Source organism: Stenotrophomonas sp. YJH_SMC_17, from assembly GCF_059371655.1.
This window is the reverse complement of record NZ_JCAFUU010000011.1, coordinates 22,782-37,962: the sequence shown is the minus strand read 5'-3', so window position 1 is coordinate 37,962 and position 15,181 is coordinate 22,782. Positions and strand designations below refer to the sequence as shown.

11 protein-coding genes are annotated in these 15,181 nt (G+C 67.4%); 4 read left to right on the top strand and 7 right to left on the bottom strand.

Going from position 1 to position 15,181, the window contains the following annotated elements:
- The first annotated feature begins 124 nt into the window (after positions 1-124).
- Positions 125-1,324: an acyltransferase family protein gene (locus tag AC5P8Z_RS19210; protein ID WP_495229781.1), complete on the top strand. Its 1,200-nt coding sequence runs from the start codon at positions 125-127 to the stop codon at positions 1,322-1,324.
- A gap of 66 nt (positions 1,325-1,390) precedes the next feature.
- Here the strand turns inward: AC5P8Z_RS19210 and AC5P8Z_RS19205 are convergent, their stop codons facing one another.
- From AC5P8Z_RS19205 to dapB, 7 genes are all read right to left on the bottom strand, one after another.
- The gene (locus AC5P8Z_RS19205) at positions 1,391-4,300 is read right to left on the bottom strand and encodes a DUF2135 domain-containing protein (protein WP_495229780.1); all 2,910 of its coding nucleotides are present in this window, start codon (positions 4,298-4,300) and stop codon (positions 1,391-1,393) included.
- A 99-nt stretch (positions 4,301-4,399) separates the two neighbouring features.
- Positions 4,400-6,181: a single-stranded-DNA-specific exonuclease RecJ gene (gene recJ / locus AC5P8Z_RS19200; protein WP_286071856.1), complete on the bottom strand. Its 1,782-nt coding sequence runs from the start codon at positions 6,179-6,181 to the stop codon at positions 4,400-4,402.
- Positions 6,182-6,344: 163 nt separating this feature from the next.
- Positions 6,345-7,262: a hypothetical protein gene (locus AC5P8Z_RS19195; RefSeq protein ID WP_021204549.1), complete on the bottom strand. Its 918-nt coding sequence runs from the start codon at positions 7,260-7,262 to the stop codon at positions 6,345-6,347.
- Positions 7,263-7,266: 4 nt separating this feature from the next.
- Positions 7,267-7,731 (bottom strand): transcription elongation factor GreA, encoded by a 465-nt coding sequence (gene greA / locus AC5P8Z_RS19190; RefSeq protein ID WP_026347191.1) that lies wholly within the window; start codon positions 7,729-7,731, stop codon positions 7,267-7,269.
- Between the two features lie 8 nt (positions 7,732-7,739).
- Positions 7,740-10,982 carry a carbamoyl-phosphate synthase large subunit gene (gene carB, locus AC5P8Z_RS19185; protein WP_495229779.1) on the bottom strand — a complete coding sequence of 1,081 codons (3,243 nt, stop codon included), beginning with the start codon at positions 10,980-10,982 and terminating at the stop codon, positions 7,740-7,742.
- 148 nt (positions 10,983-11,130) lie between these two features.
- A complete protein-coding gene (gene carA / locus AC5P8Z_RS19180) occupies positions 11,131-12,258 on the bottom strand; it encodes a glutamine-hydrolyzing carbamoyl-phosphate synthase small subunit (RefSeq protein WP_286071854.1) in 1,128 nt (375 codons plus the stop codon).
- A gap of 252 nt (positions 12,259-12,510) precedes the next feature.
- A complete protein-coding gene (dapB, locus tag AC5P8Z_RS19175) occupies positions 12,511-13,242 on the bottom strand; it encodes a 4-hydroxy-tetrahydrodipicolinate reductase (RefSeq protein WP_495229778.1) in 732 nt (243 codons plus the stop codon).
- A gap of 89 nt (positions 13,243-13,331) precedes the next feature.
- On the opposite strand from dapB, the gene AC5P8Z_RS19170 reads away from it, so the two are divergent.
- From AC5P8Z_RS19170 to AC5P8Z_RS19160, 3 genes are read left to right on the top strand one after another with little or no spacing between them, the layout of a single operon-like run.
- A complete protein-coding gene (locus tag AC5P8Z_RS19170) occupies positions 13,332-14,093 on the top strand; it encodes a 3-oxoacyl-ACP reductase (RefSeq protein WP_495229777.1) in 762 nt (253 codons plus the stop codon).
- 4 nt (positions 14,094-14,097) lie between these two features.
- Positions 14,098-14,493, top strand: coding sequence for a MerR family transcriptional regulator (locus AC5P8Z_RS19165; RefSeq protein WP_286071851.1), 396 nt, complete (start codon positions 14,098-14,100; stop codon positions 14,491-14,493).
- Between the two features lie 55 nt (positions 14,494-14,548).
- On the top strand, positions 14,549-15,130 hold the full coding sequence (locus AC5P8Z_RS19160) for an NAD(P)H-dependent oxidoreductase (RefSeq protein WP_495229776.1): 582 nt from the start codon (positions 14,549-14,551) through the stop codon (positions 15,128-15,130).
- Positions 15,131-15,181: the final 51 nt, after the last annotated feature.

Genomic DNA, 15,181 nt, shown 5'->3' with positions numbered 1-15,181 from the left:
TAGCGGCTCCATTTGTCCCACCACCCCCGCCATTGGTCACTGCGCGGGTTCCGGCGGGCCCTTGGCAGTCGCCGCACGGACCGGGCGGCGTCACCTTGGGTCGACTCTCCGGCACACCACCACCATGACCCGACGCCACGACATCGACGCCCTGCGCGTGTTCGCCTTCGCGCTGCTGATCCTCTACCACACCGGCATGGCCTACGTGGATGACTGGGGTTTCCACCTCAAGAGCCTGCATACCACCGAATGGCTGCAGTGGCCGATGCTGTTCATCAACCGCTGGCGGATGTCGCTGCTGTTCCTGATTTCGGGTATCGCGATCGCGCTGATGCGACCGGAAGGCAGGCTGCTGCGCTTTGCCGGCCTGCGCACGTGGCGGCTGCTGCTACCCTTGCTGTTCAGCATGTTCGTGATCGTGCCGATCCAGCCCTACTGCGAAGGCGTGGCCAACGGCCACGTGGCACCGGGCTTCGGCCACTTCCTGTTGCGCTACTGGCAGGTGCGGCCGTGGCCGGAGGGCAGCTTCGCCGGCTGGCAGTACGGCATTACCTGGAACCACCTGTGGTACCTGGCCTATCTGTGGAACTACACCCTGGCGTTGGCCCTGCTGATGCCATTGCTGGGAACGGCGCTGGTGCGTCACGCGATCGCGCGCTGCGCAGCGTCGCCAATCCTGCTGATCGGCCTTCCGTCCGCCCTGCTGCTGGCCTGGGTGATCTGGCTGGAGCCGATCTACCCGTCCACCAATGCCCTGCTCGGCGACTGGTACCAGCACGCGAAGTACGCCACGGTGTTCCTGGCCGGCTACCTGCTGGGTCGTGAGCCGGTGTTCTGGGAGCGCGTGGTCGCTCTGCGCCGTACCACGCTATGGCTGGCGCTGGCTGCCGTCGGCTGGTATCTGGGGTTGCGCATCCTCGGCCAGGTGCTGCCTGCCGATTCCCCGCTGCGGCAATGGCCCGAACCGTTCTGGGAACTGCAGGGCCGCGCCAGCCAGTCGCTTTACGTATGGACCGCGCTGCTGGCCATCCTCGGCTGGGGAAAGGTCTTCCTTGATCGCCCGTTCCGCTGGCTGCCGTACTGCACCGAAGCCATCTATCCGTGGTACATGCTGCACCAGAGCCTGATCATCGCCCTGCTGTTCTGGCTCAGGCCGTTGCAGCTGGGCCCTAGGCTGGAGCCGGCGCTGCTGCTGGGCGGCACCGTCGGCGGCTGCCTGCTGATCCACGAACTGCTGATCCGGCGCTCCCGCTGGCTGCGACCCCTGTTCGGCCTGCGCGCCAATCCGCCAGCGTCGCCGGTTGCACACGCTGCGCAGTTGTAGAGCCGAGCCCGCGCTCGGCTGCTTCTACCATGAGCCGAGCGCAGGCTCAGCTCTACATTGATGCAGTCATTTCACCTCGAACTCGCCCACCAGCACGGTTTCGGCCCGATCCTTCAGCCGCATCGTCACCATCTGATCCTTCTGCCTGGTAGTGCCCCAATGGGTGGTCAGGCGCAGCATCAGGGTCGTCGCCCCGGTCACCAGCTGCTGGCGGCTGCCGAAGTAATTCGCTTCCACCTTGTACTTGCCCGGCTTGGCGTTGCGCAGCGAGAACTGCTCGGGGCCATAGCCGCCGGTGAAGTCCTGCGACATCTCCCCGCCCTGATAGGTCAAGCGGTTGCCGTAGTACGCGCGCTCGCCGTTCGGGTCGGTCACCCACAGATCCATGTCACTGTTGTCGGCATCCCACGACAGCACCACGCGCAGGTCCAGCGGCATCGCGTGCAGCAGGCGCGGGTCGATGGCCGAGGTATCCAACCGGGGGGTGCTGCGTGCCACCAGGTTGGTCAGCTCATCCAGTGCGATCAACGCGATGCCATCGAAACGGCTGTCCCACGGGCGCACGACCACCTGGTAGAGCAGCACCAGCGCCTGCTGCGGCTTGCCGGCCGCTGCCAGTGCCAGGCCCAGGTCGCGGAAGCTCTGCGGTTCTTCCTGGCCCATGGCCAGCACCTGCTCGAACACCGGCACCGCCAGCGCGGGGGCATCGGCCTGCATCAGCCGGTAGCCGAGCACGCGCAGCAGGTGGCGGTTGTCCAGGTCCATCTCGGCCAGGTTCGACAACACGCGCAGCGCCAGCTCGCGCTGGCCCTGCTCCAGCAGCAGGTCGGCCACGTCGAGGAAGAATGCGCTGCTGTCGGCATGTGCATCGCGCTCGGCCAGATAGCGGTCGTACAGTTGCGACGCCGGGCCCTGGCGCAAGCGCCGGGCGACGGCCGAATCCGGCTGCCACGCCGCCAGCTGGATACCGAGCTCGCCATCGTTGGCGGCAGCGGGTGTGGCGACAAGGCTGCCGGTGACCGTGATCAGATCCAATGCCTTGTCGGATGCAGACGCCGAGCGACGTGCACGCGCGCTGCTGGCTTCCATGCGTTGCTCCGCTGTCGCCATCGGCGCGGGGGCAGGCGGAGCGGCAGGTGCGGGCGCGGCGAGCATCGCCACCGGCGCCGATTCCATCGCATGGTCCGCAGAAGCCACCTCCAGTGCCCCGCCCTTCGCCTGCGGCGGCATACCCTTCGGCCAGCTGCGGTTCCACCACTGCTGGCGCTCCTTCCAGCGCGCCGCCACTTGATCCAGGCGCTGGCGATCCGCAGCGGCGCGATCGGCCACCTGCACTGCGAATCGTGCGTCGTACGCGGCGCGCAACGTGCCAGACGGACGGATCGCATAGCGCAGGTAGTCCTCCAGGGTTTCCAGCACGATCAGCGAGGTATCCGGCCCGACCAGGCCAAACTGCTGGGAAAGACGCTGCATGGCCTCGCGGTTGCCACCGCGGTCGGCGGCCAGCTGCTGCAGGCGCGCCTGCGCCCACAAGCCCGCCAGCAGTTCACCGTCGTTGCTCTTCTGCGTCGCCGGCAGCGCCTGCCATTCGCCGCCACCCACGCGCACCCGCATCGGCACGCCATCGGCCGCCAGTCGGGCGTGCAGCCACAACCAACCTTGGGCTTCACTGCGACGATCGATCACCACGTCCTGCACGCCTCGCCCCGCATCGACCTGCACATCCAACGGCGACGACAGCAGCGCGCGCGCCGCCGCATCGACATCCTTGCCCAGCGCAACGAAGCGGCCACCATGGGATTCGCTCCAGCCACGCAGTCGCACGACATCGGTGCGTCCACCGGCACTGCTGACCGCAAACAGGCGCTGATCCGGCGCCAGCGTCGGCAGCTGCTCCGAGCCGTAGGTCAGCAGGCCATCGCTGACCAGCAGGTATTCCTTCACGCCCGACTGCGGCTGCCACTGGGCCAGCGCGCTGGCACCGTCCGGGCGCACCGCCTGCAGTGCTGCGCGCAGCTCGCTCCAGTTGCCCGCGCGGATACGGAATCGCCGCACCGGTTCGGCGCGATCGCGCAGCACGGTCAACGCCACGGTGCCGTCACCCAGCGCGGCGAAATAGCGATCCAGCAGGGCGAACTCACGTGTGCGATCGCGCTGACCCGCCGAGCCGGAACCGTCCCACAGCAGCCCGACGTCGCTGGGCAGCGTGCGCGGCCCGTGACTGACCGGCACCGGCAGCTGCGCCAGCAGGTAGTTGCCATCCTGCCAGGGCGCTACCTGCACCTGTGCCTGTCGTACTGCGGGCAGGCTCCACTGCAGCTGCGACGGCAGCTGCGTGCCCTTGCCCTGCCAGTGCAGCTGGCCCGCACTGATGCGGAATGGCGCCCCGCCTGCGCTGGTCGTGACGGGTGCCTGCAGCTTCAACTCAACTGCCGCTGCACCGGCGGCGAACCGCAGTGGCAGCGTCCACTGCCAGCCTTGGCCGTCGAAGGCCAACGGCTCGCGAATCACCAGCTGCACGCGGCGGCTGCCACCGGCCGGCAGCGGGTAGATGCGCAGACGGAACTGGTTGCCGGCGGTCTGTTCCAGCAGGCCCGGATCAACGCCTCGGCGGGCGATCTCTTCGAACACCTGGCGGCCGCGGTCCTTGGCCACTGGCACCGCGTCACGCATCTCGCCGTTAATATCCAGCGCGAAGCCGCTGATCTGCTGGCCATCACCCAGCGGGAACTGCAGCTCACCCTCCAGCACGCGCCGGTTCGGGTTGTGGAACTCCAGCGTGATCCGGGTCTGTGCGATGCCCGCCTGGACCTCGCCTTCGATACGGGCGCGCTGCAGCTGCACCGGTTGTTCGGCAGCTGGCGCGATCAACAGCGGAGGGGTGACGCGTGTCGAAGCGATGCGAGGCGTCTGAGCTTCGGAGGGCCAGGCAGCGAGGGCCAGCAGGAACACGATGCAGCGACGGGCGAAGACCATGGCGGGACTCCAGTGGGATCTTGGACGATTCAACGCTCCGGCATGGCAGGTGGGGTTACCGTTCGGACACTGAAGTCGTCCGCCGGGCGTGGCCCGGCGTTACCACGGCGCCTGGGCCCTTTCCTGGGCGGGCAGGCAGTGCTCCACGATCAGCTGGATGGCGCTGCCGCCGCGATAGTCGTCGCAGGCCAGACGGTAGGCCAGGTGCACGTGTCGGCCAGGCGCATTGCCGTGCCAGCCACCAAAGTGGATCGCGTTGATGGTGCCTGGCACACCTGGCAGGCGCAGCTCCAGCTTGAGGTGGCGTTCCTTCAGAACGCGCCAGTTGGCCACTTCGAAGTGACCGTCGAACAGCGGTTCCGGGAAGCCCTGCCCCCAGGGACCGGCCAGACGCAGGGCGTCGGCATGGCGATGATCCAGCTCGTCAGCTGCCAGTTCGCCGTCGCTGAGAACCTGCTGCTGCAGTGCCGCCGGGTCGAGCATTTCCAGCACCACGGCGACGAAGGCGGCCTTGAAGTCATCGACGTGATCGAGGCGCAGGCTGAGGCCGGCCGCCATGGCGTGGCCGCCAAAGCGTTCGATCAGCCCCGGATGGCGCGCATCAACCAGCGCCAGTGCGTCACGGATGTGAAGACCAGGAATCGAGCGCGCCGAACCGCGCAGGGCGTCGGCGCCGGGTTCGGCCGGGGCGAAGGCGATCACCGGGCGATGCAGGCGATCCTTCATCTTCGACGCAACCAGGCCAACCACGCCCGGATGCCAGTCGGCATCGAACAGGCAGGCCGCGACCGGCCGTTGCCCGGACATGTCCAGCACCACGCGGGTCAACGCCTGCTCGGCGTCGTCGGTCATCGACTGCTGCACGGCGCGGCGTTCCGAATTGATCTGCTCCAGCGTCTGTGCGATCTCGCGCGCCTGGCGCGGGTCTTCGGTCAGCAGCAGCGCGATGCCCAGCGCCATGTCCTCCAACCGGCCCGCAGCATTCAGGCGCGGGCCCAGGGCGAAGCCGATGTCGGTGGCGGTCAGTCGCGCAGCGTCACGGCCACTGGCTTCGATCAGGGCCCGCAGGCCGACACAGCCCTGCCCCGCACGCAGCCGCCGCAGACCCGCGCTGACCAGCGCACGGTTGTTCGGGTCCAGCGCCACCAGATCGGCCACGGTGCCGATTGCCACCAGGTCCAGCAGCGTGGTCAGGTCCGGGCCCTTGCCATCGGCGAAGACACCGGCCTCGCGCATCTGCCGGCGCAACGCCATCAGCACGTAGAAGATCACGCCGACGCCTGCCAGCGACTTGCTGGGGAAGGCGTCGCCGTCGAGATTGGGATCGACGATGACGTCGGCCGGCGGCAACTGCGGACCGGGAAGATGATGGTCGGTGACCAGCACCTGCCAGCCACGCGCCTTGGCCGCGATGACACCGGCATGGCAGGCAATGCCGTGGTCGACCGTGACCAGCAGGTCCGGCTGCAGCGCGGCCAGCTCTTCCACCAGTGACGGTGACAGACCGTAGCCGTGCACCATGCGGTTCGGCACCGCGTGGAAGACATGCTGCGCGCCGAGCATGCGCAGACCGCGCACGCCGACCGCACAGGCGGTCGCGCCATCGCAGTCGAAATCGCCCACCACCAGGATGCGCTTGTCGTTGGCGATGGCCTCCACCAGCAGGCCCACTGCATCGCCGATGCCAGTCAGCAACTCGGGGGCGTGCAGATTGCCAAGCTTCGGCTGCGCCAGCTCCGGTGTGCCTGCACCCCGGCTGGCATAGAGACGCGCCAGCAGCGGCAGCGTGCCTTCCGGCCAGCTGCCGGGCGCGACCGCATCGCGGCGGCGGATCATGGGTGTATCAGAGGCGGGCTGCACAGCTTCGGCGGCAAGGGACATCGGCATCGCCGGGTGACGGAAGACCCGTCGATGATACCGCCACGGCGACCGCCCGGTAGAGCCGACTGTTAGTCGACTGCACTTCGCTCGGATGCAGGAAACCCCGCGCGTTGCGCGTTAGTCGACTAACAGTCGACTCTACCTGCCGGATCGTCCCGCATGCTCAGTCGTGAAGCTGACGGGGCTTTTTCCAGAACTGCCAACGCTGGCCGCGGTCCAGCTGGAACTGCAGGCCGTCCTCGAAATCGAGCACCAGCCGCTGCAGCTCGCCACGCTTGAGCGCCGCCAGCAGCGGCCGGATCGCATCATTGCCGAGCTGCTGCAAAGAGCGCAGCTGGCGCAGATCGACCAGCGCATCCACCGCCTGCTCGCCATCCACGGCGACGCCAGCCGCCAGGGCCAGGCCCTGCAGCAGGGCATCGCGGCTGCGCACCTGCGCGTGTGGGGTGCTGACCGACACCGGCATCACGCCACCGCCCCAGAACCACAGCGAATTGATCGGCTGCTGTCCCTGCGCGGCACGTTGCTGGTTCCAGGAATGGTTGTGCAGCAGTACCTGCGCCTCTGTCATCAGCGCCCGCCAGCGGCGGCCGCCCTCGCCTTCCGGCAGGTGCGAGAACAGGTCATCGCCCAGCACCTCGTCCGGGCTGTCGAAATCCGGCAGGGCCAAGTCGATAGGAAGCCGCAGGTACCAACGCGAGGGGTCAGGTGCGTCGAGCACGAATCCGGCATCGGCGAACAACGGCTGTAGCACCGGCAGCAACGCCAGGCTGTCGGCCAGGGTCGGCCGCAGCGTTTCGCCGTAGGCCATCATCCGCGCCCCGTGCATGTCCGGCACCATGCAGGCTGGATCGGCACGCAGCCAGCTGGCGCCGGCGGCATCACCGACGTCACGCTGGCGGGTCAACGCGGCCACCGGCCAGTGCGGCGCGGCCACCGTGAAATGGCGCGTCAGTTGTGCGCGCTCGCCCGGTGCGACCTGCACCGTGGTGGCACGGCCGAGCGCACGCGCCACATCGTCCGGCAACGCAGCCGCGGCAAAGCGGCTGCGTGCAGGCAACAGCAGGGTCGCCGTCGCCACGTGGTCAGTCCACGTAGCTGACGCTGACGATCTCGTACTCGCGCTGGCCGGCCGGAGCATCGATCACGATCGAGTCACCTTCCAGCTTGCCGATCATGGCGCGCGCCACCGGCGAGGAAATCGCGATCAGGCCCAGCTTGATGTCCGCTTCCAGGTCACCGACGATCTGGTACTTCTTCTCTTCGTCGGTTTCCACGTCGGCCAGGGTCACGCTGGCGCCGAACACCACCTTGGAGCCGGCATTGAGCTTGCTCACGTCGATGATCTCGGCGTGCGACAGCTCGCCTTCCAGCTGCTTGATGCGGCCTTCGATGAAGCCTTGTTCCTCGCGCGCGGCGTGATACTCGGCGTTCTCCTTCAGGTCGCCATGCTCACGCGCTTCGGCGATGGCGGCGATCACCTTCGGGCGCTTGACCGACTTCAGGTGATCCAGTTCGTCGCGCAGCTTCTGCGCGCCCTTCATCGTGATGGGGGCTCTCATGCATTCAACTCCTTGTGCAGCTCCTGCAGCGACCAGACGGGGCCGGTGCCACGGAATTCCAGTGAATCCACCAGCGCCTTGGCGCCGGCAATGGTGGTCGAATAGGTGACGCGGTGCTGCAGCGCCTCGCGACGGATCGAGAACGAGTCGTTGATCGCCGAACGGCCTTCGGTCGTGTTGACGATGTAGACGATCTCGCCGTTCTTGATCGAGTCGACGATGTGCGGGCGGCCTTCGACCACCTTGTTGATGATCTCGCAGTCCATGCCGTGCTGCTGCAGCCACGCGGCGGTGCCACGGGTGGCGACCAGGCTGTAGCCACGTGCGAGCAGGGCCTTGGCCACCGGCAGCACGCGCTTCTTGTCCGGGTCGCGCACCGAGACGAAGGCCTTGCCCACCGGCGGCGCCTTGATGCCGCCCGCTTCCTGCGCACGCGCGAAGGCGGCATTGAAGGTGCGGCCCACGCCCATCACCTCACCGGTGGAACGCATTTCCGGCCCAAGGATCGGGTCGACGCCCTGGAACTTGGCGAACGGGAAGATCGCTTCCTTCACCGAGTAGTAGTCCGGCACGATTTCCTTGGTCGCGCCCTGCTCGGCCAGCGTCTTGCCAGCCATGCAGCGGGCGGCGATCTTGGCCAGCGGCATGCCGGTGGCCTTGGACACGAACGGCACGGTGCGCGAGGCACGCGGGTTCACTTCCAGCAGGTAGATGGTGTCGGCACCTTCATCGCTGGTCTGGATCGCGAACTGGGTGTTCATCAGGCCGACCACGTTCAGGGCCTTGGCCAGCTCCACCACCTGGCGGCGCAGCTCGGCCTGGGTTTCAGCCGACAGCGAGTACGGCGGCAGCGAGCACGAGGAATCGCCCGAGTGCACGCCGGCTTCTTCGATGTGCTCCATCACGCCGCCGATCAGGACGTTGCCATCCTTGTCGGCGATGATGTCCACGTCGCACTCCACGGCGTTGTCGAGGAAGCGGTCCAGCAGCACCGGCGAATCATTGGACACCTTCACCGCGTCGCGCACGTAGCGGGCCAGGTCGGCTTCGCCGTAGACGATTTCCATCGCACGGCCACCCAGCACGTAGCTCGGGCGCACCACCAGCGGGTAGCCGATCTCGCGGGCCAGCAGCAGGGCTTCCTGGTCATTGCGGGCGATGCGGTTCGGCGGCTGCTTCAGGCCCAGCTTGTCCACCAGCTGCTGGAAGCGCTCGCGGTCTTCGGCCAGGTCGATCGAATCCGGGCTGGTGCCGATCACCGGCACGCCGTTGGCTTCCAGCGCGCGCGCCAGCTTCAGCGGGGTCTGGCCGCCGTACTGCACGATCACGCCCTTCGGCTGTTCCAGTTCGACGATTTCCAGCACGTCTTCCAGGGTCAGCGGTTCGAAGTACAGGCGGTCGGAGGTGTCATAGTCGGTCGACACGGTTTCCGGGTTGCAGTTGACCATGATGGTTTCATAGCCATCCTCGCGCAGCGCCAGTGCCGCGTGCACGCAGCAGTAGTCGAACTCGATGCCCTGGCCGATGCGGTTCGGGCCACCGCCCAGGATCATGATCTTGTCGCGGTTGGTCGGCGCGGCCTCGCACTCGTCCTCGTAGGTCGAGTACAGGTAGGCGGTACCGGTGGAGAACTCACCGGCACAGGAGTCCACGCGCTTGTAGACCGGACGCACCTTGTGCGCACGGCGCAGCGCGCGGATGGCCGCTTCGTTGGTGCCGGTCAGCTGCGCCAGGCGGGCGTCGGAGAAACCGGCGCGCTTCAGCCTGCGCAGGCGCGCCGCATCCAGTGCGTCGATGCCATCGGCGGCAACGGCGGTTTCTTCGGCGATGATTTCCTCGATCTGGTCCAGGAACCAGTGGTCGATGAACGACAGCGCGTAGATCTCTTCCACGCTCATGCCGGCGCGGAACGCATCAGCGACGAAGAACAGGCGCTCCGGACCCGGTGCCTTCAGTTCGCGGCGCAGGGTCTGCAGGTCGTCTTCGTTGCCCAGGTCCAGGCCGGTCGGGTCGAAGCCGACCTTGCCGGTTTCCAGGCCGCGCAGGGCCTTCTGCACCGACTCCTGGAAGGTACGGCCCATGGCCATCACCTCGCCCACCGACTTCATCTGGGTGGTCAGGCGAGCATCGGCGGCCGGGAACTTCTCGAAGGCGAAACGCGGGATCTTGGTGACGACGTAGTCGATGGACGGTTCGAACGACGCCGGGGTCAGGCCACCGGTGATCTCGTTCTTCAGCTCGTCCAGGGTGTAGCCCACGGCCAGCTTGGCGGCGACCTTGGCAATCGGGAAGCCGGTGGCCTTGGAGGCCAGCGCCGACGAACGCGACACGCGCGGGTTCATCTCGATGACGACCACGCGGCCGGTCTTCGGGTTGATGCCGAACTGCACGTTCGAGCCACCGGTGTCCACGCCGATCTTGCGCAGCACGGCGATGGAGGCATCGCGCAGGCGCTGGTATTCCTTGTCGGTCAGGGTCTGCGCCGGGGCCACGGTGATCGAGTCACCGGTATGCACGCCCATCGGGTCCAGGTTCTCGATCGAGCAGACGATGATGCAGTTGTCCGCGGTATCGCGGACCACTTCCATCTCGAACTCCTTCCAGCCCAGCACCGACTCTTCCACCAGCACTTCGGTGGTCGGCGACAGTTCCAGGCCGCGGCTGACGATCTCGACCAGCTCTTCGCGGTTGTAGGCGATGCCGCCACCGCTGCCGCCCAGGGTGAAGCTCGGGCGGATGATGGTCGGATAGCCGACGCGGGTCTGGATCTCCAGCGCTTCGTCCAGGGTGTGGGCGACGGCGGCGGTCGGGCATTCCAGGCCGATCTCACCCATCGCCACGCGGAACAGCTCGCGGTCTTCGGCCATGCGGATCGCTTCGCGCTTGGCGCCGATCAGCTCGACGTTGTACTTCTCCAGCACGCCGTGGTCGGCCAGGTCCAGCGCGCAGTTCAGCGCGGTCTGGCCACCCATGGTCGGCAGCAGCGCGTCGGGCTTTTCCTTGGCGATGATCTTCTCGACCGTCTGCCAGTTGATCGGCTCGATGTAGACGGCGTCGGCCATCTCCGGGTCGGTCATGATCGTGGCCGGGTTCGAATTGACCAGCACCACGCGGTAACCCTCGTCACGCAGGGCCTTGCAGGCCTGGGCGCCGGAGTAGTCGAACTCGCAGGCCTGGCCGATGACGATCGGGCCAGCACCGATGATGAGGATGGTCTTGAGGTCAGTGCGCTTGGGCATTTTCTTCTCTAAGTCAGTACAGCGTGACAAGGGGGGTGATCGCACGCTGTCGATCAGGAATCTTGATCCGCAGCGCCGCGCCGGGGGCAGCAGCCATGCGGGGTTTACGGTCCATCGCGACGCCACCGGCAGGCCGGCGGCGTACTGATCACGCCTTGGCCTGCTCCATCAGCGCCACGAAACGGTCGAACAGCGGGCCGACATCGGTCGGGCCCGGCGACGCTTCCGGGTGGCCCTGGAACGAGAACGCGGGCACGTCGGTGCGGGCAACGCCCTGGTTGGTGCCGTCGAACAGCGAACGGTGGGTCACGCGCAGGGTGGCCGGCAGGGTCGCTTCATCGATGGCGAAGCCGTGGTTCTGCGAGGTGATCATCACCCGGCCGTTGTCCAGGTCCTGCACCGGGTGGTTGGCACCGTGGTGGCCGTGGCCCATCTTCATGGTCTTCGCACCCGAGGCCAGGCCCAGCAGCTGGTGGCCCAGGCAGATGCCGAAGGTCGGGATCTTCACGTCGATGAAGGTCTTGATCGCTTCGATGGCGTAGTCGCACGGTTCCGGGTCACCCGGGCCGTTGGAGAGGAACACGCCGTCCGGCTTCAGTGCCAGCACTTCGGCGGCCGGGGTCTGGGCCGGCACCACAGTCACTTCGCAGCCGCGCTCGGCCAGCATGCGCAGGATGTTGGTCTTCACACCGAAATCGTAGGCCACGACCTTGTACTTGGCCGGCACGCTGACGAAGGCATTGGCATCCAGGTCCAGCTGGCCCTCGGTCCAGGTGTAGGTCTTCTCGGTAGTGACGACCTTGGCCAGATCCATGCCCTTCAACCCCGGGAACTTGCGGGCGGCTTCCAGTGCCTTTTCCACGTCGATGTCGCCGGCCATCAGCGCGCCGTTCTGCGCGCCCTTCTCGCGCAGGATGCGGGTCAGCTTGCGGGTGTCGATGCCGGCGATGGCGACCACGCCACGCTGGATCAGCCAGTCCTGCAGCGACACCTGGCTGCGCCAGTTGCTGGGGCGGCGCGGCACATCGCGCACGATCAGGCCGGCCGACCACACCTTGGACGCTTCATTGTCCTGGTCGGTCATGCCGGTGTTGCCGATATGCGGATAGGTCAGCGTGACCATCTGCCGGGCGTAGGACGGATCGGTCAACACTTCCTGATAGCCGGTCATGGCGGTGTTGAACACCACCTCACCGACGGACAGGCCGGGCGCGCCTACGGATTCGCCCTCGAATACGGTGCCGTCTTCGAGGACGAGGATTGCGGCTTGGGTCACGGGAATCTCACTTTGGCTACCGAGGGGGCTGCCGAAGTCACGCCTGCGCTTCACGGAAATCCGGTTGCAAAAAAGCGCGGACGTACGGTCTGGGACCGGTCCGGCTTTCGTGATTCGGCGAGTGCGAATTGTAGCGCTGCCGGTGCGCTCGCGCCAGCGGTTATCGCGCTTCATGAACAGGCGATTGCGTATTCATTTCAATCCGGTCGGGGTCAGAGCCCTTTCCGCTGGAAAGGGATCCGACCCCGGGGATCAGCCCCGCGGACCGTCCAGCAGATCCCGTACCCGGTAGCTGCCCGGGGCCCGGCCCTGCAGCTGGCGGGCGGCAAACAGCGCGCCGCGGGCGAAGATGTCACGGTTGGTGGCCCGGTGCACCAGTTCGATGCGCTCGCCCAGCCCGGTGAACTGGACCAGATGCTCACCGACGATGTCACCGGCACGCAGGCTGGCATAGTGCGGCTCCGCCCCGCCCCGCTGCGCGGCAGCACCCAGGGTCAGCGCGGTGCCCGAAGGCGCATCCTTCTTCTGGGTATGGTGCGATTCGACAATGTCGCAGTCCCAGCCGGCCAACGCCTGCGCCGCGCGCTCGACCAGTTCGTCCAGCACCGCCACGCCCAGGCTGAAATTCGAGGCCCAGACCAGCGGGATCTTCGCCGCCGCCGCCTCCAGCGACTGGCGCTGCGCGCTGGAGATCCCGGTCGTGCCCGAGACCAGGCCCGCGCCTCGCTCCACGCACAGCGCCAGCATCGGGTCGAAACCTTCCGCCAGGCTGAAGTCGATCGCCACGTCGAATGGCGGCGCACCGGGCAGCTCACTGGCAGCGAAGAACGGTACGCCATCGACCACGCGCTGGGCCGGCGCACGACCCGTCACGGCAGCCACGATCTGCAGGGTTTCGGGATGTTCGGCGGCCAGCCGCAGCAGGGCCTGGCCCATGCGCCCGGAGGCACCGTGAATGAGCAATCGCAGGGGAGTCTGGTTCATGCCTGCAGGCTAGCGGCAGCACGGCCGCTCCGGCAAGCGCCATCGCTGCTACGCTGCATGCCCTTTCGTGCAATGGATGGCAGCCCCTCATGCAGATCAGTGAACAACTGGTGCTGGTCACCGGTGCCGGGCGCGGGCTTGGCCAGCACATCGCTCGCGCCTTCGCCGGGCAAGGCGCGCGCGTCATCGTCAACTACCATCGCAGCGAGAGCGCCGCGCGCGCACTGGCCAGCGAGCTGGGCGGACAGGCGATCGCGCTGCCGGCCGACATCACCGACCGCAGCCAGGTCGATGCGATGCTGCAACAGGCACTGGCCCACTTCGGCCAGGGTGTCACCACGGTGGTCAACAATGCACTCGCTGCGTTCTCATTCAATGGTGACGCCCGCGACGGCGCCGCCGATATCGGCTGGCCGGCGTTCCAGGCGCAGTTCGAGGGCAGCGTGCGCGGCGCGCTGAACACCGTGCAGGCCACCCTGCCCGGCATGCAGGCCCGCCGCTTCGGCCGCGTCATCAACATCGGCACCAACCTGTTCCAGAACCCGGTGGTGCCCTACCACGACTACACCGCCGCCAAGGCCGCACTGCTGTCGCTGACCCGCACCCTGGCCGGCGACCTGGGCCCGCATGGCATCACGGTAAACATGCTGTCCGGCGGCCTGCTGCGCACCACCGCTGCCAGTTCCGCCACGCCCGAAGCGGTGTTCGACTACATCGCCGCCAACACCCCGCTGCGCAGCGTCACCACCCCGGCCGAGTTCGCCGATGCCGCGCTGTTCTTCGCCAGCCCGTGGTCACGCGCGGTGACCGGCCAGAACCTGGTGGTCGACGGCGGACTGGTGCGGGACTGAGCCGATGCGTATTTCCGAGGTCAGCCGGCTGACCGGCGCCAGCGCCAAGGCCATCCGCCTGTATGAGGCACGCGGGCTGCTGACTCCGGTGCCGCGCCTGAACCGCTATCGCGACTACAGCGAACAGGACGTCGCGTGGGTTCAGCTGATCCGCCAGGCATTGGCGCTGGGCATCACGCTCGCTGCAATTTCGCGCCTGCAGGGCCATGACGGGCAACTCGACTGGCCAGCGGTGCTCGGCTTGCTGGAACAGCAGCACCGCCGCATTGCCAGCGAGCGCGCGCGACTGGAGCAGGTTGACCGCGCCCTGCAACAGGTCCGCGACGAACTGCAGCAATGGCTGCAGGCCGGCCGCGGTGACTGCGTACTGGACCCCAACGGCTGCAGCACCCCGGCTTGACTCTGCCCCTGGGGCAGACCGCAACCTCGCGTGCTTTCCATTGCCCGAGGTTGCCGTGTCCCGTTCCATCCTGATCCTGCTCGGCCACCCCGACCGCGACAGCCTGTGCGGCGCGATCGCCCAGCGCTATGCCACGGCCGCCGAGAACGCCGGCCACCGGGTGCGCCTGATCGCATTGGGCGACCTTGAATTCGACCCGGTGCTGCGCCACGGTTACCGCCAGATCCAGCCGCTGGAAGCCGATCTACTGGACGCCACCGATGCGATCGAAGCCTGCAACCATCTGGTGCTGGTCTATCCCACCTGGTGGGGCGGGATGCCGGCCCTGCTGAAGGGCTTCTTCGATCGTGTGCTGCTGCCGGGGTACGCCTTCCGCTACCGGCGCGATTCGGTGTGGTGGGATCGGCTGCTGGCCGGGCGCAGTGCACGAGTGATCACCACGCTGGATACGCCGCCCTGGTATTACCGCTGGATCTATCGCGATCCGGGCATCACCCAGATCCGCGCCACCATCCTGGAGTTCTGCGGCATCCGCCCGGTGCGGGTCAGCCGGCTTGGCGCGGTACGCAGCAGCCCCCCGGCACAACGTACCCGCTGGCTCGCGCGGGCGGCGGAGCTGGGTTCACGGGCCGGCTAGATCCGTGCCATGCGCGGATGGATCTCATGGGTGTGCGAACCAAGGTTCGCA

Excerpts from the sequence above, each read along its gene's own strand:
- AC5P8Z_RS19210 (WP_495229781.1), top strand. The coding sequence starts at position 125 with ATGACCCGACGCCACGACATCGACGCCCTGCGCGTGTTCGCCTTCGCG.
- AC5P8Z_RS19205 (WP_495229780.1), bottom strand. The coding sequence starts at position 4,300 with ATGGTCTTCGCCCGTCGCTGCATCGTGTTCCTGCTGGCCCTCGCTGCC.
- recJ (WP_286071856.1), bottom strand. The coding sequence starts at position 6,181 with ATGTCCCTTGCCGCCGAAGCTGTGCAGCCCGCCTCTGATACACCCATG.
- carB (WP_495229779.1), bottom strand. The coding sequence starts at position 10,982 with ATGCCCAAGCGCACTGACCTCAAGACCATCCTCATCATCGGTGCTGGC.
- dapB (WP_495229778.1), bottom strand. The coding sequence starts at position 13,242 with ATGAACCAGACTCCCCTGCGATTGCTCATTCACGGTGCCTCCGGGCGC.
- AC5P8Z_RS19170 (WP_495229777.1), top strand. The coding sequence starts at position 13,332 with ATGCAGATCAGTGAACAACTGGTGCTGGTCACCGGTGCCGGGCGCGGG.
- AC5P8Z_RS19165 (WP_286071851.1), top strand. The coding sequence starts at position 14,098 with ATGCGTATTTCCGAGGTCAGCCGGCTGACCGGCGCCAGCGCCAAGGCC.